This is a genomic window from Streptomyces fulvorobeus, from assembly GCF_013167895.1.
Lineage (GTDB): Bacteria > Actinomycetota > Actinomycetes > Streptomycetales > Streptomycetaceae > Streptomyces > Streptomyces fulvorobeus.
Genome location: NZ_BLWC01000001.1, coordinates 4,176,932 through 4,195,725, shown reverse-complemented (window position 1 = coordinate 4,195,725; position 18,794 = coordinate 4,176,932). Strand labels below are relative to the sequence as shown.

General features: G+C 73.2%; 20 protein-coding genes. 8 read left to right on the top strand and 12 right to left on the bottom strand.

Annotated elements, in window-relative coordinates:
* Positions 1-92 precede the first annotated feature (92 nt).
* The 3 genes from Sfulv_RS19095 to sigE all read right to left on the bottom strand — a co-directional run bounded on the left by Sfulv_RS19095 (position 93) and on the right by sigE (position 3,664).
* Complete coding sequence (locus Sfulv_RS19095; protein WP_173315686.1) at positions 93-1,850, bottom strand: S1C family serine protease; 1,758 nt, start codon at positions 1,848-1,850, stop codon at positions 93-95.
* A gap of 90 nt (positions 1,851-1,940) precedes the next feature.
* Positions 1,941-2,978, bottom strand: coding sequence for an anti-sigma factor family protein (locus Sfulv_RS19090; protein WP_173315684.1), 1,038 nt, complete (start codon positions 2,976-2,978; stop codon positions 1,941-1,943).
* Positions 2,975-3,664, bottom strand: coding sequence for an RNA polymerase sigma factor SigE (gene sigE / locus Sfulv_RS19085; RefSeq protein WP_173315682.1), 690 nt, complete (start codon positions 3,662-3,664; stop codon positions 2,975-2,977). The genes Sfulv_RS19090 and sigE overlap by 4 nt, the downstream gene beginning before the upstream one ends.
* A gap of 250 nt (positions 3,665-3,914) precedes the next feature.
* On the opposite strand from sigE, the gene Sfulv_RS19080 reads away from it, so the two are divergent.
* Complete coding sequence (locus Sfulv_RS19080) at positions 3,915-4,580, top strand: O-methyltransferase (protein ID WP_173315680.1); 666 nt, start codon at positions 3,915-3,917, stop codon at positions 4,578-4,580.
* Positions 4,581-4,724: 144 nt separating this feature from the next.
* On the opposite strand, the gene Sfulv_RS19075 is transcribed toward Sfulv_RS19080, so the two are convergent.
* Positions 4,725-4,892 (bottom strand): DUF3117 domain-containing protein, encoded by a 168-nt coding sequence (locus Sfulv_RS19075; RefSeq protein WP_003966491.1) that lies wholly within the window; start codon positions 4,890-4,892, stop codon positions 4,725-4,727.
* A 315-nt stretch (positions 4,893-5,207) separates the two neighbouring features.
* Here Sfulv_RS19075 and chcB point away from each other — a divergent pair, with 315 nt between their 5' ends.
* The gene (gene chcB / locus Sfulv_RS19070; RefSeq protein ID WP_173315678.1) at positions 5,208-6,020 is read left to right on the top strand and encodes a 2-cyclohexenylcarbonyl CoA isomerase; all 813 of its coding nucleotides are present in this window, start codon (positions 5,208-5,210) and stop codon (positions 6,018-6,020) included.
* Here chcB and Sfulv_RS19065 read toward each other — a convergent pair.
* Both Sfulv_RS19065 and Sfulv_RS19060 read right to left on the bottom strand, forming a co-directional pair.
* On the bottom strand, positions 6,017-6,604 hold the full coding sequence (locus Sfulv_RS19065; RefSeq protein ID WP_246353172.1) for a DNA-3-methyladenine glycosylase I: 588 nt from the start codon (positions 6,602-6,604) through the stop codon (positions 6,017-6,019). The two genes, chcB and Sfulv_RS19065, sit on opposite strands and share 4 nt — an antisense overlap.
* Positions 6,601-6,990: a DivIVA domain-containing protein gene (locus Sfulv_RS19060; protein WP_173315676.1), complete on the bottom strand. Its 390-nt coding sequence runs from the start codon at positions 6,988-6,990 to the stop codon at positions 6,601-6,603. Before Sfulv_RS19060 ends, Sfulv_RS19065 begins: the two co-directional genes overlap by 4 nt.
* Before the next feature lie 92 nt (positions 6,991-7,082).
* Here Sfulv_RS19060 and folP point away from each other — a divergent pair, with 92 nt between their 5' ends.
* The gene (gene folP / locus Sfulv_RS19055) at positions 7,083-7,955 is read left to right on the top strand and encodes a dihydropteroate synthase (RefSeq protein ID WP_173315674.1); all 873 of its coding nucleotides are present in this window, start codon (positions 7,083-7,085) and stop codon (positions 7,953-7,955) included.
* Positions 7,956-8,065: 110 nt separating this feature from the next.
* Here folP and Sfulv_RS19050 read toward each other — a convergent pair whose 3' ends face one another.
* Positions 8,066-8,851 carry an LOG family protein gene (locus Sfulv_RS19050; RefSeq protein WP_173315672.1) on the bottom strand — a complete coding sequence of 262 codons (786 nt, stop codon included), beginning with the start codon at positions 8,849-8,851 and terminating at the stop codon, positions 8,066-8,068.
* Positions 8,852-8,934: 83 nt separating this feature from the next.
* Positions 8,935-10,014 carry a succinyl-diaminopimelate desuccinylase gene (dapE, locus tag Sfulv_RS19045; RefSeq protein ID WP_173315670.1) on the bottom strand — a complete coding sequence of 360 codons (1,080 nt, stop codon included), beginning with the start codon at positions 10,012-10,014 and terminating at the stop codon, positions 8,935-8,937.
* Positions 10,015-10,074: 60 nt separating this feature from the next.
* Here dapE and Sfulv_RS19040 point away from each other — a divergent pair, with 60 nt between their 5' ends.
* Complete coding sequence (locus Sfulv_RS19040) at positions 10,075-11,010, top strand: hypothetical protein (RefSeq protein ID WP_173315669.1); 936 nt, start codon at positions 10,075-10,077, stop codon at positions 11,008-11,010.
* Between the two features lie 288 nt (positions 11,011-11,298).
* On the top strand, positions 11,299-11,748 hold the full coding sequence (locus Sfulv_RS19035) for an ATP-binding protein (RefSeq protein WP_173315667.1): 450 nt from the start codon (positions 11,299-11,301) through the stop codon (positions 11,746-11,748).
* Positions 11,749-11,835: 87 nt separating this feature from the next.
* Here the strand turns inward: Sfulv_RS19035 and dapC are convergent, their stop codons facing one another.
* Positions 11,836-12,933 (bottom strand): succinyldiaminopimelate transaminase, encoded by a 1,098-nt coding sequence (dapC, locus tag Sfulv_RS19030; RefSeq protein ID WP_218578052.1) that lies wholly within the window; start codon positions 12,931-12,933, stop codon positions 11,836-11,838.
* A 163-nt stretch (positions 12,934-13,096) separates the two neighbouring features.
* A complete protein-coding gene (gene fdxA / locus Sfulv_RS19025; protein ID WP_156692533.1) occupies positions 13,097-13,417 on the bottom strand; it encodes a ferredoxin in 321 nt (106 codons plus the stop codon).
* Between the two features lie 117 nt (positions 13,418-13,534).
* Between fdxA and Sfulv_RS19020 the strand changes: the two genes are divergently transcribed.
* The 3 genes from Sfulv_RS19020 to Sfulv_RS19010 all read left to right on the top strand — a co-directional run bounded on the left by Sfulv_RS19020 (position 13,535) and on the right by Sfulv_RS19010 (position 16,101).
* Entirely contained in the window at positions 13,535-14,557 is a 1,023-nt protein-coding gene (locus Sfulv_RS19020; protein WP_173315660.1) for a GNAT family N-acetyltransferase, read from the top strand.
* On the top strand, positions 14,554-15,414 hold the full coding sequence (locus Sfulv_RS19015) for a transglutaminase-like domain-containing protein (protein ID WP_173315658.1): 861 nt from the start codon (positions 14,554-14,556) through the stop codon (positions 15,412-15,414). Before Sfulv_RS19020 ends, Sfulv_RS19015 begins: the two co-directional genes overlap by 4 nt.
* Positions 15,415-15,621: 207 nt before the next feature.
* The gene (locus tag Sfulv_RS19010; RefSeq protein WP_173315655.1) at positions 15,622-16,101 is read left to right on the top strand and encodes a hypothetical protein; all 480 of its coding nucleotides are present in this window, start codon (positions 15,622-15,624) and stop codon (positions 16,099-16,101) included.
* Positions 16,102-16,156: 55 nt separating this feature from the next.
* Here Sfulv_RS19010 and Sfulv_RS19005 read toward each other — a convergent pair whose 3' ends face one another.
* Complete coding sequence (locus Sfulv_RS19005) at positions 16,157-16,504, bottom strand: VOC family protein (RefSeq protein WP_371874685.1); 348 nt, start codon at positions 16,502-16,504, stop codon at positions 16,157-16,159.
* 110 nt (positions 16,505-16,614) lie between these two features.
* Complete coding sequence (locus tag Sfulv_RS19000) at positions 16,615-18,663, bottom strand: peptidoglycan binding domain-containing protein (protein WP_173315653.1); 2,049 nt, start codon at positions 18,661-18,663, stop codon at positions 16,615-16,617.
* Positions 18,664-18,794: the final 131 nt, after the last annotated feature.

Below are 18,794 nucleotides of genomic sequence, written 5' to 3'. Positions count from 1 at the left end.
CTCCGCGGGTTCTCGCCACCGGGCCGGGTGAGGCCCGGACTCGCTCCAAAGGTACCCGTCGAAGCTGTCCGGGCGGTACCTTCCGGTGGCGGTCAGGTGCCGCTTGCCGAGCCGAGGGTCACCGTCAGTGACAGGTCGTCGCCGCCGCGGGTCAGCTTGAGGCCGAGCCGGTCGCCGGGACGGTGGGCGCGGATCTTGACGATGAGCTCCTCGCCGCTGTGCACCCGCGCGCCGTCCACCTCGGTGATGACGTCGCCCGGCCTGATGCCCGCCTCGGCCCCCGGGCCGCCCGAGGTGACGGCCGGGCCGCCGCCCGCACTCCTCGTCCCGACCTTGGCGCCGTCGCCCGCGTACTTCATGTCCAGCGTGACCCCGATCACCGGGTGGGTGGCCCTGCCGGTGTTGATCAGTTCCTCGGCGACGCGCTTGCCCTGGTTGATCGGTATGGCGAAACCGAGACCGATGGAACCGGACTGTCCGCCGTCCATGCCGGTGCCGCTGTCGGCGGCCCGGATGGCGCTGTTGATGCCGATGACGTGCGCCCGGGAGTCGACGAGCGGCCCGCCGGAGTTCCCCGGGTTGATCGGGGCGTCGGTCTGGATCGCGTCGACGTAACTGACGTCGGTGCCGTCGCCCTTCTCGCCGCCCGCGGTGATGGGCCGCTCCTTGGCGCTGATGATGCCGGAGGTGACCGTGTTGGAGAGGTCGAAGGGGGCGCCGATGGCCACCACCGGGTCACCGACCCGCACGTTGTCGGAGTTGCCCAGGGCCAGCGGCTTGAGGCCGGAGACACCCCGGACCCTGACCACGGCGAGGTCGTAACCGCTGTCCTTGCCGACGATCTCGGCGCTCGCGGTCTCGCCACCGCTGAACGTCACGGTGATGGCGCCGCTGCCGCCCGCGGGGGCGACGACGTGGTTGTTGGTGAGGATGTGCCCGTCGTCGTCGAGGACGAAGCCGGTGCCGGTGCCCGACTCGCCGGTGCCGCTGACGTGGAGGGTGACCACGCTGGGCAGCGCGCTGGCGGCGATCCCGGCGACGCTGTCGGGGGCCCGGCCCCCGCTGTCCCGTCCGGCCTGCGGCAGTTCGACCGAGGTCAGACCGCCGGTGCGCTCTACGTACGCGCCGATGCCGCCGCCGATGCCGCCCGCGACCAGGGCGATCAGCACGACCCCGACGAGGGCAGGACCACGTCTGCGCCTCCCGTGCCCGGTCTCGGGACCGAAGGAGGGACCGGTGGCGCTGAGCGGCTGGTGGGCGGCGCCCCAGGGGTCGTACTGGAGCCACTGCGAGGACGTGGGCTGCTGGGGGTGGGGCGGGTGGGGGTGCTGCGTATGGGGCTGGGGGTGCTGCTCGTGCGGGTCGGGCTGCTGCTGGTGCGGGGGTGCGAACGCGGGGCCGGTGGCGCCGCCCTGGCCGTTCGGCCCCGCGTACGGCGGCGGTACGGGCGTGCCGCGGGCCGGAGTCGCCACCGGGCGCTGCACGGGCGGGGCGAGGGCCCAGGGGCCGGGCCCGCCGTAGGGCGGGGTGCTGTACTCGTCCGGCGCGTGCAGCGGCTGAGCGCGCGGGGCCTCGGGCGCCGGCGGCTCCCCGGCGGGCGGCCCCGTCGGTGCGGCCGGTATCCGCCCGGTCGCCTCCCCGTCGGCCACGGGCGGCGCGGGCTCCACGGGTGGCGCGGTGTCCTGCGGTACGGGCGGCGCGGGCCGCGCCTCGACGGGGCCGGTGGCTCCCGCCGTGGGGTCGGTACCCGGGGCGGGAACGGCTCCCTCCGGCCCACCGTGACCGGTGGGGCCCGTCGTGGGGCGGCTCCACCACTTCGCCTTCGGCCCGCTGGGCTTCCCGTCGTCCATGTTCTCCCCGCAACTGGCCTCTGCACGTCCCCACAGGGGCGTCCCTCCCGGAATTCAACCAGGTTTGCGAATCTCCGCGCAGGGTCCCCGTCAGCGCCGGGGGAAAAGGGGCAGTGCGTGATCGGTGGGAGCGGGGAAGGCGGAGGCGGTCCCAACCGGCGCCAGGGTCCTCGGAGCGACCTTGTCCCCGGTCGTCGGGGAGAGCAGCGGGGTGATGTCCGAGGGGCGTATGAGCGCGGGCAAGGACACGTTCAGCACGGGCAGCGCGAACGTCTGCTCCGAGAAACGCGGGGTGAGGAGCGGGGGCGGAGCCGTGGTGGCCGGCGGCGCCCCGACCGGGAGCGGTGGGGACACCGGGGGGGCGGGCGGGGACGACGGGGCGCTGCGGTCGCCCTTCACGGTGAGCGTGCCCCCTCCCCCGCTGCTGCGTGCGGCCGTCCCGTCGCCGTCCTCGGCCCGCGCCTCGGCGTCGATCGGGGTGACCTTGCTGCCGGCGCCCTCGGCACGGAACACGGAGCCGGACGTGGAGTCGAGGGGGAGCGAGCCGCCCAGGGCGATGGCGGCGAGCGACACGGCACTGGCCGCGGCGAACGCGAACCTGCCCCGCCACACGGAGCGGTCGGCCTCCCGGCCCACCTCGTGTATCCGGAAGGCGGAACCGGACGCGCCGCCGGGCAGGGCGGCCGTGGAGCCGTGCGGGGCGGGGAGGTAGCCGAAACCGTCGAGGGGGCGGGGAGCGGACGGGCGGTCGTCCGCGCCGCCGGAGGGCTGTGCCGCCGGGAAGAGCCCGTCGGTGAGGCGTCGGTCGGTGAAGTGCCCGTCGCCGAAACGCCCCTCGGGGAAGCGTCCGCCGCCACCGAACCGTCCACCGGGGCCGGCGTCGCCGCCAGGACCGCCGGGAAGACCCTGCAGCCGGGCGAGGAAGCCTTCGGAGGGGGAGGGCGGGGCCGACTGCGCGAAGACACTCTTCAGACGCCGCTGGGCGTCCGCCTCGGCCTTGCACTTGCAGCAGGTCGCCAGGTGGGCGAGGACCCGCTCACGGGCGTCGTGTTTGAGCTCACCGTCGACGAGCGCGGCGAGCCGGTCCCCCAGATGCTGTTCCGCGGGGGTCGGTCCTGTGCCGCTCACGCCGGTCCTACCTCCCCCGCCAGGACCGCGTCCGCCAGGGACCGCTGCTCGGCGCGGGCCTCGGGCGAACGGTGCTTGAGCGCCTTGCGCAGGTGCGAGCGGCCCCGGTGGATACGGCTGCGCACGGTGCCGAGCTTCACGCCGAGTGTCGCGGCGATCTCCTCGTACGAGAGTCCTTCGATGTCGCAGAGCACGACCGCCGCGCGGAACTCGGGCGCGAGGGTGTCGAGCGCCTGCTGGACGTCCGCGTCGAAGTGGGTGTCGTTGAAGACCTGCTGCGGGGACGGCTCACGGCTCGGCAGCCGCTCGGCCGCGTCGTCACCGAGGGAGTCGAAGCGGATGCGCTGCTTGCGGCGGACCATGTCCAGGAAGAGATTGGTGGTGATGCGGTGCAGCCAGCCCTCGAAGGTGCCGGGCGTGTACGTCGACAGCGATCTGAAGACACGGACGAAGACCTCCTGGGTGAGGTCCTCGGCATCGTGCTGGTTGCCCGTCAGCCGGTAGGCAAGGCGGTACACGCGACCGCTGTGCGTGCTGACGATCTCTTCCCATGAGGGCGGGGTCCACGCCTGGGATTCCGCATCCGGGGCGAACGTCGCTGTGGGTGCGGAAGCGTCGGAAGAACGGTCAGCAATGTCGGTCACGGATCTCGGCTCACCAGCCGACCTGAGCAAGCGCCTCAGCACTCCCCTGCGGTCTACAGGCGTAGCCGCACCTCCCCTGTCGGCTCTGGTGGTGTCCACTGGAGCCCCTACCATAGCCACCTCGCCCGTTAGCTCCGGATAAGCCTTTTTCCTGCTGGGGGCGGGGCCTGACCGGCCTCGTGGCGCATGATGACGGTCCCGATGCGCGGGCCCGGTCCAGGCGCTTTCCCCTGTCCTTGCATAACGCCCGGTCCCATCTGCGGGTTCCCGCGTCCAGCGGATACAGTCACCGTTGCGCCAACTACGGGGTCAGGAGAGGGTCATTACCGCCAACCGGCAGACGAGCTGGGCGTTCGCCGACGCCTTTGTCGCCGAGGACGAAGCTCTGCGCTGGGCCCGGGACCGGGCCCACGAGGCAGGGCTCCGCTCGGTGTCCCCGGGCACCGGTGCCGCGCTGCGCCTTCTCGCTGCCACCGCGGACGCCAAAGCGGTGGCCGAGATCGGCACCGGCACCGGCGTGTCCGGCATCTATCTGCTGCACGGGATGCGGCCGGACGGCGTACTGACGACGGTCGACCCGGAACCGGAGCGCCAGCAGTTCGCCCGCCAGGCGTTCCGGTCGGCCGGCTTCGCCACGAACCGCGCCCGCTTCATCCCGGGGCGCGCCCTGGACGTGCTGCCGCGCCTCGCGGACGGGGGCTACGACCTCGTCTTCTGCGACGGTGACCGGCTGGAGAGCCTCGACTGCCTCGCTGAATCGTTGCGCCTGCTGCGGCCGGGCGGTCTGGTCTGCTTCGAGGGCATGTTCGCGGACGGCCGTACGGTCGACTCCGCGGCCCAGCCCGCCGAGGTGCTGCGTCTGCGTGAGCTGCTGCGCGCCGTGCGGGAGAGCCAGGAGCTGATGGCGACGCTGCTGCCGGTCGGCGACGGACTGCTCTGCGCGGTCCGCCGCGGCTGACCGCCGGCCCGCCGGACCGCACGCCCGCCACCTGCTGTCCGCTCCGGCGTACGCCCTCCGCGCACGGCCGCCCCGTGCTCGTACGGCTGCCCCGGTACGGAATCCGTACCGGGGCAGCCGGGAAGTGATTGAGGCGTCTCTGCGTCAGCCGACGACCTTCTTGAGGGCATCGCCGAGTGCGTCGGCTTCGTCCGGCGTCAGCTCGACAACAAGCCGACCGCCGCCTTCGAGCGGAACGCGCATGACGATGCCCCGCCCCTCCTTTGTCACCTCGAGCGGGCCGTCGCCCGTCCGCGGCTTCATGGCCGCCATGCTCGTTCCCCTTCCTGAAACCAGCTCATAACAACCGGCGGCCCCATGACAGGCGCTGCCTCACCGGCATCGAACACATTGCTTCCTGGCCATTATCCCGCATCGAAGACCCCGATGACCAACATCGGTCGGCATCGCTTGCGCAACGCGCTCTCTCAAAACCACCCAATACGGCAATCCGGCTGCGATACTGCGCCGCCTTCGGCCCCCAGGTGAGAGCCAATTGTTAGACGCAGGTCACATGCCCCCGCCCCCGGAAGTCGGCCATGCTTGCCTGGACAGGCAGAACCCAGGAGCCGAAAAGAGGACATCAGAATGGCCGACACCATGGCGCGAACCGTGCTCGTGGACGTGAGCGACGGACTCGCGACGATCACCATCAACCGTCCCGACGCGATGAACGCCATGAACACCGAGGCCAAGGTCGCGCTCCGTGAGGCGCTGCGGGAGGCGGCGGCCGACAGCGCGGTGCGCGCGGTTCTGCTCACGGCCACCGGGCGCGCCTTCTGTGTCGGCCAGGACCTCAAGGAGCACGTCTCCAAGCTCGCGGAGTCCGGCGGGCCGGACGGCGGGAACGCGCTGAGCACCGTGCGGGAGCACTACAACCCCATCGTGCGGGCGATCACCGGGATGGAGAAGCCCGTCGTCGCCGGGGTCAACGGGGTCGCGGCCGGAGCGGGCTTCGGGTTCGCGCTGGCGGCCGACTACCGCGTGGTGGCGGACACGGCGTCGTTCAACACCTCGTTCGCGGGTGTCGCGCTCACCGCCGACTCGGGCGTCTCCTGGACACTGCCCCGGCTGATCGGCGGGAGCCGCGCGGCCGACCTGCTCCTCTTCCCGCGCTCGGTCCCCGCGCAGGAGGCGTACGACCTCGGGATCGCGAACAGGGTCGTGCCCGCCGCCGACCTGGCGAAGGAGGCCGCGGCGGTGGCCCGCGCCCTCGCGGAGGGGCCGACCGTGGCGTACGCCTCGCTCAAGGCGTCCATGGCCTACGGGGCGTCCCACACGCTCTCGGAGACGCTGGAGAAGGAGGACGAGCTCCAGACCCGCGCGGGCGCCTCACAGGACCACACGATCGCGGTGCGGGCCTTCCTGGCCAAGGAGCGTCCGGAGTACCTGGGGCGTTAAGCGGTGCCGTGCCGGGAGACGCAGTCGGCGAGGTGGTCGTCGACCAGGCCGCACGCCTGCATCAGGGCGTAGGCCGTCGTGGGGCCGACGAAGCGGATGGACCGCTTCTTGAGCTCCTTGGCGAGTGCCGTGGACTCCGCGGTGACCGCGGGCACGTCTCCCAGGACGCGGGGGACGGGCCGGGTCGCCGGGTCGGGGGCGTACGACCAGATCAGCGCGTCCAGCTCCCCCTCGCCCCAGCCCGCGAGCACCTGGGCGTTGGCGAGGGTGGCGTCGATCTTCGCCCGGTTGCGGATGATGCCCGCGTCGGCCATGAGCCGTTCCTTGTCGGCTTCGGTGAACTCCGCCACCGCGGAGATCCGGAATCCGGCGAAGGCGCTGCGGAAGCCCTCCCGGCGGCGCAGGATCGTCAGCCAGGAGAGACCGGACTGGAACGCCTCCAGGCAGAGCCGTTCGAACAGGGCGTCGTCGCCGTGGACGGGCCGGCCCCACTCGGTGTCGTGGTAGGCGAGGTAGTCCTGCGTCGAGAGCCCCCACGGGCAGCGCAGGCCGCCGTCCGCGGCGGGTGCGGCTCCGGCGCTCATCGCTGGTCCTCCTCCGCGGCGTACGGCCCGGAGTCAGGCTCCGGCGGCCGCCGCTTCAGCAGATCGGGGCCGTTGACCGCGGTCGCCTGGGCGCCCGCGAGCGCGGACTCCAGCTCGGCGATCCGGGCGTCGCGTTCGGCGAGCTCGGCGCCGAGCCGGGCCAGCGCCTCGTCCACGTCGGCCATGCGGTAGCCCCGGGCGGCCATCGGCAGGCGCAGCGCGTCGACATCCGCGCGGCCGACCGGGCGCGTGGCGGGCAGCGGGTCGGTGAGCCGTTCCGGCGGAACGTCCCGCAGGACGGGGCTGTCGCCTCCGCCGACCACCGCGAGCGTGACCGCGGCCACCACCACGACCATCGTGAGCAGCAAGAACCAGAACACACGCATCTCCCCGGGGGCGGAAATCTGTCCGGCTCCGATCGTGCCACGCGCCACCGGCGGTTAGGGTCGCAGGCGACCTACTGAGGAGGAGACACGGGATGCGAAGCGGTGCGCTCAGGCTCGGGCGGCGGGAGTTCGGTCCGCGCGACCCGGTGATCATGGCCATCGTGAACCGGACCCCGGACTCCTTCTACGACCGGGGCGCGACCTTCCTCGACGAGCCGGCGCTCACCCGGGTCGAGCAGGCGGTCGCGGAAGGCGCCGCGATCATCGACATCGGCGGGGTGAAGGCGGGGCCCGGTGAGGAGGTGACCGCCGCCGAGGAGGCCCGCCGCACGGTCGGATTCGTCGCCGAGGTGCGGCGGCGCCACCCGGACGTGGTGATCAGCGTGGACACCTGGCGCCACGACGTGGGCGAGGCGGTCTGCGAGGCGGGGGCGGACGTGCTGAACGACGCCTGGGGCGGTGTCGACCCCAGGCTCGCGGAGGTCGCCGCCCGGTACGGCGCGGGCCTGGTGTGCACGCACGCGGGCGGCGCGGAGCCGCGGACCCGGCCGCACCGCGCCGAGTACGAGGACGTGATGGCGGACATCCTGCGGGTGACCGTGGGGCTGGCGGAACGGGCCGTGGCGCTCGGCGTGCGGCCGGACGGGATCATGATCGACCCCGGTCACGACTTCGGGAAGAACACCCGTCACTCGCTGGAGGCGACGCGCCGGCTGGGTGAGATGGCGGAGACGGGATGGCCCGTGCTCGTCTCCCTGTCGAACAAGGACTTCGTGGGCGAGACGCTCGACCGCCCGGTCAGGGAACGGGTGATCGGCACCCTGGCGACGACCGCGGTCTCGGCGTGGCTGGGGGCGCGGGTGTACCGGGTGCACGAGGTCGCGGAGACGCGCCAGGTGCTCGACATGGTCGCTTCGGTCGCCGGACACAGGGCGCCGGCGGTGGCACGGCGGGGACTGGCGTAGGAGCTGGTCACGCGAGAGCCCCTGGCCCCGCGGCCCGGGGGCTGAGAGGCCCTCCTCGACCGCCGGACGGGGCGGATACGCGGCCCGGTCCGGCGGTCGGGGACCGGGCTCTACCGGCCGACCTCCTTGGTCACCAGCATGACCGCCTCCTCCACGTCGTCCGTGACGTGGAAGAGCAGCAGGTCCTTCTGGGACGCCTTGGCCTGGGCCACCACCGTGTCCCGGAGCCAGTCGACCAGGCCGCCCCAGTACGCCGTGCCGAAGAGCACGATCGGGAAGCGGGTGACCTTGCCCGTCTGGACCAGCGTCAGGGCCTCGAAGAGCTCGTCCAGGGTGCCGAGGCCGCCGGGCAGGACCACGAAGCCCTGGGCGTACTTCACGAACATCGTCTTTCTGACGAAGAAGTAGCGGAAGTTGACGCCGATGTCGACGTGCGGGTTGAGGCCGGACTCGTAGGGCAGCTCGATGCCGAGGCCGACGGAGACGCCGTTCGCCTCTCGCGCCCCCTTGTTCGCGGCCTCCATCGCCCCGGGCCCGCCGCCCGTGATCACCGCGAAGCCCGCCTCGACCAGGGCCCTGCCGAGCGCCACGCCCGCCTCGTACTCCGGGCTGTCCGCCGGTGTCCTGGCGGAGCCGAAGACGCTGATCGCGCTCGGCAGTTCGGCGAGTGCGCCGAATCCCTCCACGAACTCCGACTGGATGCGCATGACCCGCCACGGGTCGGTGTGCACCCACTCGGAGTCGCCCTCCGTGTCCAGCAGCCGCTGATCGGTCGTACCCGGCTGTACCTGGTCCCTGCGCCGCAGCACGGGACCGAGCCGTTGCTCCTCAGGTCTGACCGCACCTTCGGGGACCTGCGCGCCCTCGGGAATCCGTGCGTCCTCCGGGTTGCCCATGATCTGCTCCCTCCGCCGACCTGCGATGTGCGTGTCGGATCAGCGTAGATCGACGGAGGTTACGCGCAGGGGAATGCCATGGGTCAGCTGGTGAGCCAGGAGCGCAGGCGGTCCTCGCAGTGAGTGATCAGTGAGGTCACCACGTGCTCGTCGCGCTTGTGGGCGAGGAGCGGGTTGCCGGGGCCGTAGTTCACCGCGGGTACCCCGAGCGCCCCGAAGCGGGAGACGTCCGTCCAGCCGAACTTGGGCTGGGCCGAGCCGCCGACCGCCGCCATGAACGCCGCGGCGGCCGGGTGCGAGAGGCCGGGCATCGCCGCTCCGGAGTGGTCGTCGATGACGACCTCGGCGACGCCGCAGTCCGCGAAGACCTCGTGGACGTGGGCGACCGCGTCCTCGGGGCTGCGGTCGGGGGCGTAGCGGAAGTTGACGACGACCGTGCAGGCGTCCGGGATGACGTTGGTGGCGACGCCGCCCTCGATCCCCACGGCGTTGAGGCCCTCGCGGTACTCCAGCCCGTCGATGACCGGCCGGCGCGGCTCGTAGGCGGCGAGGCGGGCCAGGATCGGGGCCGTCGCGTGGATGGCGTTGGACCCCATCCAGCTGCGCGCCGAGTGCGCCCGCTCCCCCGCCGTGCGCAGGAGGACGCGCAGCGTGCCCTGGCAGCCGCCCTCCACCTGGCCGTCGGAGGGCTCCAGGAGGATGGCGAAGTCGCCCTCCAGCCAGTCGGGGTGGGCCTCGGCCACGTGACCGAGGCCGTTGAGGTCCGCGGCGACCTCCTCGTTGTCGTAGAAGATGAACGTGAGGTCCCGGTTGGGCTCGGGGACGGTCGCCGCGATCCGCAGCTGTACGGCGACGCCCGACTTCATGTCGGAGGTTCCGCAGCCCCACAGGACACCGTTCCCGTCCAGCCGGGACGGGAGGTTGCCGGCGACCGGGACCGTGTCGATGTGCCCGGCCAGTACGACGCGTTCGCCGCGGCCGAGGTCCGTCCTGGCCATCACGTTGTTCCCGTACCGCTCCACGGTCAGGTGCGGGAGGTCGCGCAGCGCCTCCTCGATCGCGTCGGCCAGGGCTTTCTCGTTCCCGCTGACCGAGGGGAAGTCGACCAGCCGGGCTGTGAGCGCGGGGCCGTCCAGGGTGAGGTCGAGCTTGCTTTCCGCCATGCCCACGACCCTAAGGGACGGCCCCGTCGCCGTACCCGGAGCCTCCAGTACGGTGGCCACGTGCCCCGGACCGCCTCTTCCGCCAGCCCCCGCCCGGGCCGTAGCCGCTTCCTGCGCCTCACGGCCGCCTTCGCCGTGCTCCTGGCCCTGGCCGGCTACCTGGCCGTGCAGTACGTCTCCGGCGGCAAGGGGTCGCAGCGCTGCGTGGTCCGGTCGGCGGACGGGCCGGAGGGCGAGGGGCACACGTACGAGATGACCCCCGAGCAGGCGTCCAACGCCGCGGTGGTCTCCGCGGTCGGTACCACGCGGGGGATGCCGGAGCGCGCGGTGACGATCGCGCTCGCCACCGCACTCCAGGAGTCGGCCCTGCGCAACATCCGCCACGGCGACCGGGACTCCCTCGGGCTCTTCCAGCAGCGGCCCTCGCAGGGCTGGGGGTCCCCGAAGCAGATCATGGACCCGGTGTACGCGTCCGGGCAGTTCTACGACCACCTGGCCGAGGTGCCCGGCTACTCGCGGCTGCCGCTGACCGTCGCCGCGCAGCGCGTCCAGCGCAGTGGGTTCCCGCAGGCGTACGCGAAGCACGAGCCGGACGCCGCGCTGCTCGCGGCGGCGCTGACCGGCCGCGCCCCTGCCGCCCTGGAGTGTTCGCCGGGCACGGCGACCGCCACGGGTCCGGGGGACGCCGAAAAGGTGCGCGCCGAACTGGTGCGGTCCTTCGGCAGGGGTGTGCTGCCGAAGACGCTCGCGGCGGGGGCCCAGGCCGGGGCGACGGTGACGGTGCCCGTGCGCCCGGTCGCGGCGTCCGACGACGGCGGGGCGCCGAGGCGCGGCTGGGAGCTGGCGCACTGGGCGGTCGCCCGGGCGGGGGCCCTGCGGATCGACCGGGTCTCCTACGCCGGCCGGGTCTGGACCGCAGGTGGCGGCTGGCGCACGGAAAGCGCGGAGCGGGACGAACCGGGCACCACCGAGGTCCAGATCCGGCTGGCACAGTAGTACGGTCCGTCCCTCGGACGGGCCATCCCCCCGACCTCCCCGGCGCCCCTCACGGCCCAGTCGCCGCCGACCTTTCATCTACCCTGTTTCCCTTGCGCCCCTTGAGAAGTGACGATTCTTCCGACGGGCGGGCGATGCAATGTTTGCCCGGGTTCTTCCCCTGCGGACGGTCCGCCGACCACCGGACGCATTACCCACTCTTTACTTCACGGCACCGCAACCTTCCCCGCCCCCGGGACTGTTGTCAGTGCGTCCGATCACTGCTTGAAACACCGTCGAAGGAGCATCATGTCCCTCCCCCTGACCCGTCGGATCGCCCGCGCCGCGCTGCTGATCGCCGCAGGTGCGGCCCCCGTGGTCGGTGCGGCCGGCGCAGCAGGTGCCGCGGGGCTCCCGGAGACCCCGAACCTGGGCGGCCTCACCTCGCTGGACGGTGCCGGTCTCGGTAACACCATCGACAGCACCTCCCAGCAGGGCACCCAGGCCGTGGGCGACACCGGCGGCAAGATCGTCGGCACGGCCGTCCCGGCCGCCGGCAAGACCGTCGGCAAGGCGGGCGCCGTCGCCGCCCCGGCCGCCCAGGAGACCGCCGGCCAGACGGCGGGGCACGCCGGGGAGATCCTCGGATCGGCCGCCAGCTCCGCCACCGAGGGCGGCCTGCCCACCAACGCCGTGAGCGGCGGCCTGCCGACCCAGAGCCTGGGCGGGCTGCCCGTTCAGGGCCTGCCCATCGGCTGACCCGTCACCGGGCACCACACAGCACAGCGGTACGGCGAAGGGCCTCGGGAGTGCGCACTCCCGAGGCCCTTCGCCGTACCGGGCCCGTCAGGAGAGCCGCTCGACGGCCGCGGCCACCCGCTCGTCGGTCGCCGTGAGCGCCACCCGCACGAAGCGGTCACCCGCCGGTCCGTAGAAGTCGCCGGGCGCCACCAGGATTCCGAGCTCCGCCAGGTACTCCACGGTCTTCCAGCACGGCTCCTCGCGCGTCGCCCACAGGTACAGACTCGCCTCGCTGTGCTCGATGCGGAAGCCGTGGGACTCCAGCGCCGCACGCAGTGCCGTACGCCGCTTCGCGTACCTGGCGCGCTGCTCGGTGACATGGGTGTCGTCGCCGAGCGCGGCGACGGTGGCCGCCTGGACCGGGGCGGGTGCCATCATCCCGCCGTGCTTGCGGATCAGCAGCAGCTCGCCGAGTACCGCCGCGTCACCCGCGATGAACGCGGCGCGGTATCCGGCGAGGTTGGAGCGCTTGGAGAGCGAGTGGACGGCGACGAGGCCCTCGTACGTACCGCCGCAGACGTCGGGGTGGAGCACCGAGACCGGCTCGGCCTCCCAGCCGAGTTCGAGGTAGCACTCGTCGCTGAGGACGAGCACGCCGTGCTCGCGGGCCCAGGCCACGATCCGGACGAGTTCGTCCTTGGACAGCACCCGGCCGGTCGGGTTGGACGGCGAGTTGAGCCAGAGCAGCCTGAGCCCGGCCGGGTCCAGCTCGGTCGGGTCGTCGTACGCCACGGGCTCGGCGCCGCAGAGCCGGGCCCCCACCTCGTACGTCGGGTAGGCGAGGCGCGGGTAGGCCACCCTGTCGCCCGCGCCGAGGCCGAGCTGGGTCGGCAGCCAGGCCACCAGTTCCTTGGAGCCGACCACCGGCAGGACGTTCTCGTACGCCACGGAGACCGCCCCGAGGCGTCGCTCCACCCAGCCCGTCAGGGCGTCACGCAGTGCCTCGGTGCCCCAGACCGTCGGATAGCCGGGGCTGTCCGCGGCGGCGACGAGCGCGCGTTGGATCAGCTCGGGCACCGGGTCGACGGGGGTGCCGACCGACAGGTCCACGATGCCGTCCGGATGGGCTGCGGCGGTCGACTTGCAGGGCGTGAGCCTGTCCCAGGGGAAGACCGGGAGGCGGGAGGAGACTGCGGCAGACACGGGTCTCAGCTTTCTCGTGTTTCTCGTGTTTCTCGTACGCGGGTCACGAGCGGGTACGCACCCGCGGCGCAGCGGTGGCCATGAGCGGACCGGGCCGGGAAACGCCGCGGTCCCGCACGGTGACGAGCCGTACGGGACCGGGTGGCGCCTGTGCGGTCGCTGCTCAGCCGTTCTGCGGCGGCAGTGCGGCGATGAACGCGTGGTCGCGCTCGATGAGACCGAGCTTGGAGGCGCCACCGGGCGAGCCGAGGTCGTCGAAGAACTCCACGTTGGCCTTGTAGTAGTCCTTCCACTCCTCGGGGGTGTCGTCCTCGTAGAAGATGGCTTCGACCGGGCAGACCGGCTCACACGCTCCGCAGTCGACGCATTCGTCCGGGTGGATGTACAAGGACCGCTGGCCCTCGTAGATACAGTCGACGGGGCACTCTTCGATGCAGGCCTTGTCCTTCACGTCGACACAAGGCTGCGCGATGACGTAGGTCACGCTGTCGTTCCTCCTCGGTAGGGCGTTGGCTCTCGCGCGGGAGCGCGGCGTCGTCGATGCCCGCACCTAGTATCTCCGTTCCCGGGCACGATCCGAACAGGAGGGGCGGACACAGCTGTGGAATTCACCATGGGCGGACGGCTTGAGGTCCGCATCACCCCCGCTGACGTGGGAAAACGCGTATCCGTGCGCAGATGGTCGGACGGACCCGGAGTCGGCTCGAAGTTCACCGACACGGTCGGGGTTCTCACATCATGGGATGACCATGTGGTGACGATCACACCGAAGAGCGGAGAAACCGTCCACATCGCGGAAACCTCCCTGGCGGCCGGGAAAGTCGTTCCGGCCGCCCCGGCCCGCCGCCGCGGCCCGGCCGCCTCCTTCGACGAGCTGGCCCGGATCACCGCGCGCGCCTGGCAGCCGGTGGAGAGCGAACCACTGGGCGACTGGCGGCTGCGCGCCGCGAACGGATTCACCCGACGGGCCAACTCCGTGCTCCCCCTGGGCGAGCCGGGCCTGCCGCTCGACGAGGCGCTCGACCGGGTCCGGCGGTGGTACGGGGACCGCGGGCTGCCCGCGTACGTCCAGACGGCGACCGGCGCCGAGGGCACGCAGGAACGGCTCTGCGCGGAACTGGAGCGGCGCGGCTGGCAGCGCGAGGTGTCCGCCGAGGTACGGCTGGCCGCGCTGGCGCCCCTCGGCGACCGGGACGCGGACACCGGGCGGGTCCGGCTGAGCCGCGACATCGACGCGGCCTGGCTGTCCGGGTACCAGCGGTCCCGGACCCCGGGGCCCGAACTGCTCACGGTCCTGCGCGGCGGTCCCTCCGTGTGGTTCGCGTCGGTGCCGGGCGACGCGGAAGGCGGCACCCCGGCGGCGGTCGGACGGTGCGTGGTGGACGGCCGCTGGGCCGGATTCATGGCGGTCGAGGTGGGGCAGGGTCACCGGCGCCAGGGGCTCGCCACGGCCGTGATGACCGCGCTGGCCCGCAGGGCGCTGGACGAGGGGGCGTCGGCGGCCTGGCTCCAGGTGGAGTCGGACAACGGCGCGGCCGGTGCGCTGTACGACGGCATGGGATTCGCCGCCCATCACCGCTACCACCACTTCCGGGCGGCCGGGCGGGATGCGGGGCGGCCATGAGCGCTCAGGGAGCTGACGGGGGCGGAGCGCGCGGGCGGTTCGCCGACGAGGCCAGGGCCGAGCGGCCGGATCTGGCGCTGCTCTGCCTGCTGCTGGGCGCGGAGGCGCTCCCCGTGGCGGAGGTGGACTCCACCCACCCCGATCCGTACGGGATCGACGCGGCGCAGATCGAACTGGACCGGCTGGCCGGGCTGCTCCCCTACGGCGCGCGCGACGCCCGCTCCTGGGCGACGGCGCTCGCCGGACTGCTCGGGGAGAGCTGCGGCTTCGCCGGTTCGGCACACGACTACGAGCGGCTGGAGTCCTCGGTGCTCCAGCACGTGCTGCGCCGGCGGCGCGGGCTGCCGATCCTCCTCTCGGTGGTCTGGATCGAGGTCGCCAGGAGGGCGGGCGCCCCGGTGTACGGGGCGGCTCTGCCCGGCCATTTCGTGATCGGTTTCGGTGATCCGGACGAACGGGTGCTGGCCGACCCGTTCGCCGGTGGTGCGCCGCTGACCGGGCAGGAGGCGGAGCTGCTGGTGGCCGGGGCGACCGGAGCGTCGCTGGAGCCTTCGATGCTGGTGCCTGCCAGGCCCCTGGAGGTCGTGCTGCGCATCCTGAACAACGTACGGGCCTGGGCGGCGGCCCGCCCCGAGCGCACGGACGTGGCGCTGTGGGCCCTGGACCTGTCCCTGCTGCTGCCCTCCCATCCGGCGAGACTGCGCTACGAGCGCGCCCAGCTCCTCGTCCAGCGCGGGGAGTTCCTGCGCGGGGCGGCGGAGATGGACGCCTACGCGGAGGTCGTCGAGGTGGTCGAGCCGGCCACGGCCGAGGCGGTCAGGCGCCGTGCCCACGCGGCGCGGGCCCGGCTGAACTAGGAGGACGCCGCCGGGGCCGTGTGCACGACGGCACCCGCCGGCCACCATCCGTCTCGGCGGCCGTGCCCCAGACGTCCTCGGGGCGGCACCCGGGCCGTTGACCGTACGGGCGGGCTCGACGGCGTCCGCCCCGGCACCGCCATGGCGTGCCCATATGGCTAGAGTCATGTGCTTGTTCGAATCTGGGGCACTGCGGAGGGGGAGGGCGTGTATACGGAACTCAGGCAGACCGCCACGGAGTTGGCCGGATTCCTGTGGCGGGAGCACACCGTGTACCGGGAGCGCGGCGGGGGATTCGTCATCCGCGGCGAGCACGTCGAGCGGTGGATCAGTCTCGCGCCCACCGGGGGCCGGAACGAGGCCCTGGTCCGGGTCGGCCGCATCCTCGAAGGGGGGACCACCGCCCCGGCGCGCTCGGAGCAGATCGTGAGCCTAGACGCCGGAACGGGCGAACTGGCCGCCGTCTGCCGCCGGTTGCTGGCCGACGCGGCCGCCGAGCCGGGCCGGCCGGTACGGGCCCAGGCCGGCCGGTCCGGCCGGTCCGGTCGGGACCCGGGCAGGGGACGCGAGGGGGGCAGGGGACGCACGGCTCGCTGGGCCAGGCGCACCAGCTTCACTTCCTGGGTGGTCATCGTCTGCGCCGTGGGCGTCGTGGCCCTCTTCGCCTACGTCTCCACGACCCGGTAGCCCGCCCCGCCCCGCTCCCGGCGTGCGGCGGGGCTCCGCTCAGACCACGCAGAACTTATGTCCCTCCGGGTCCGCCATCTCCACGTGGTCGGGCCTGCCCCCCGCCTCGTGCTCGCGGATCACGGCCGCCTCCGGCCTGCACGTCCAGGTGCAGGCGGTTCTTCACCGCCTTGGGCTCAGGCACCTTCAGGAAGGAGATGCCGGGGCCCGTCCCCTCCGGATCGGCCAGGTAGGCGCCGTCGTCCCAGTCGTCCTCCGGAGTGCCGTGGTGGGCGAACCAGGCGTGCCAGTCGGCGAACCCGGCCGGCGGGGGCTTCTCGGCATACCCCAGCGCCGACGCCCAGAACCTGGCCCGCTCGGCCGGCCGGGCGCAGTCGAACGTCAGGGTCCACCTGCTCGCCATGGGGCCTCCTTCACCGGATGCGGACCCCGAAGGCTGCCCCACCCGTGGCACGGAGGCGCCCCCGGCCGGAGATCCGGCCGGGGGCGCTCGTACGGGTGCCGCGGGACCGGTCAGCCGTTGCCGGTCAGATCGATCGTCACGGTCCGCTCGGCGTCCGTCCTGCCGATCAGCGCGGTCTTCATGGCCTGTGCCACGTCGTCCGCGCTGACGGGGTACTTCTTGCCGTCGCCCTTGACCGCCATGACACCGTCGAAGACACCGTCGAGCAGCGTCTCGATCGCCTGCTTGTCGTACGAGTCGACCAGCCGGCCGTCGACCGCCTTCATCGACAGGATCTGCGGCAGGGACCGGGCCGGACCGAACTGGATCTGTTTGGGTCCGGCCTTGATCGTGATGAGGCCGGACATCGCGGGCTCGGCGAACTCCTTCATCGCCCGGTCCAGTTCGGCCTGGCTGATGCTGGGTTCACGGCTGGCGACGGGCAGCTCGACGACTCCCGCGTTGCCGGTCTGGACCTGGGCGCGGTAGGCGTCGCGTACGGAGATCAACGACTGGTTGACGTCCAGCGTCTTGCCGGTCTTGCCGGGGACCGCGACGGCCTTGTTCGGCTCGAACCTGATCGTGCCGTCCTGGGCCGTACCGGAGATGCCCGCCAGGTCGGTCAGCGCGACGCCCAGCTTCTCCTCGTCCACGGGGATCACCGGGTCGGCCGGGCGCGCTCCTCCGAAGAGGGAGCCGATCACCGAGACCGGGTTGTAGTCGCTGCCCGCCGCCTCGCGGACGGTCTCCTGGCTGTCCAGGGTGAGCCCGGCCTTCTGCGGGACGAGCTTCTCCGTCTTGCCGTCCACGGACAGCTTCAGCGGGGAGGCGGCCCGCTCGCCGAGAGCCGCCTCCAGCTTGGTGACCGCTTCCTCCTTGGTCCCGCCGCCGATGTCGACGCCGAGGACCGTGGTGCCCCTGGGCACCTCGGAGTGGTTCAGCAGCAGGCCGGCTCCGTACGCGAGACCGGCCAGCACGACCACGCCCACGCCGAGCAGGACCAGCTTGGAACGGCCCTTCTTCTTCGCGGGCGCGGCGGCCTTGGGCGCGGGGGCGAGAGCCGTCGGCGCGTCGGTCCGCGCGCCGCCCGGTCCGCCCGGACCGGGCGGGAACGCGGCGCGGGAGTCCGCCGGGATGACGGGGATGCCACTGGTCAGCGTGTCGCCGGAGACATGGCCGGCCGGTCCTGGCTCGGGGGCCGGCGGCTGCGCCCTGAGGATGGTCGTGTCGTCGGACATCCGCGGCGGCGCGCCACCGGGGCCGGCCGGGAACGCCGGGCCGGGGCCCGCGGGGGCGCCCGCGCCCGTGCCGTGCGGTGCGCCGAGGTTCGGGGTGAGGGGCGAACTGCCGGTCACGGGGCCGGTGGTGGGACCGGTGGGACCCGCGGGACCCGGAGTACGTACGCCGAAGTCCGGCGTGGACCGGGGGCCGCCCGGAGCTCCGGGGCCGCCCTGCCCCATGGGCCCGTTCGGACCGCCGGGGCCGCCAGGCGTCTCGGCGCCCGGCCCGTCGAAGGCGCCGGGGGCGCCCGGGCGTGGGGCTCCCTGGCCGCCCGCGCCCTGCGAGGCGTCCGAGAAGTACGGCAGGTCGGGACGGGGCGGCGCGGGCGCCGGGCCGGCGCCTTCGGCGGGCGTGCCTGAGGAGGCGGCCGCCGACGTGGCCGTCGGAGCCTTGCGCGGGGCGAACCAGTCGCTGCCGCTCTTCTCCCTGGCCGGCCTGTCGGCGGACGGCTCTGCGGCGGCGCCGCCCTGGCCGTCCGTGCCCGGACCGCCCCCGGCGCCGTTCCCGGCGGCGGGCGGCGTGGTGGCGCCGGGACCCGGTGTGCCGCCCGTGCGCTCGGCGTCCGGACGGCCGCCGGAGGTGTCACCCTCACCGACCGGCGTACGCATCACGACAGGCGGGATGGGACGAGAGCCCGGGATGTTGATCCGGATGCGCGTCGTCAGGGTCGTCTCGGTTCTGGGCTCCTCGGGCCGCGGTGGCTCCGCAGGCTCCGGAGTCACCTCCGGACCGTCCTGCGACGGATACTGGCGGGATCCGTACGGCGGCGTGCCCGACGGATACGCGGCTCCACCGCGCCTCTGGGGCCCGGAGGACGAACTGTCAGTTTCACGACTCAAAGCAGGTTCTCCCGATTGGCTCCGCCGCCCGTACTTCCCCCATGCCGCAGGCCAGGGGACGGCTCGGCGCGCGCACCACCATACTGGCCGACGCCACCGCAGACTCCTTCACCGGGCGAAACCTGCACCGC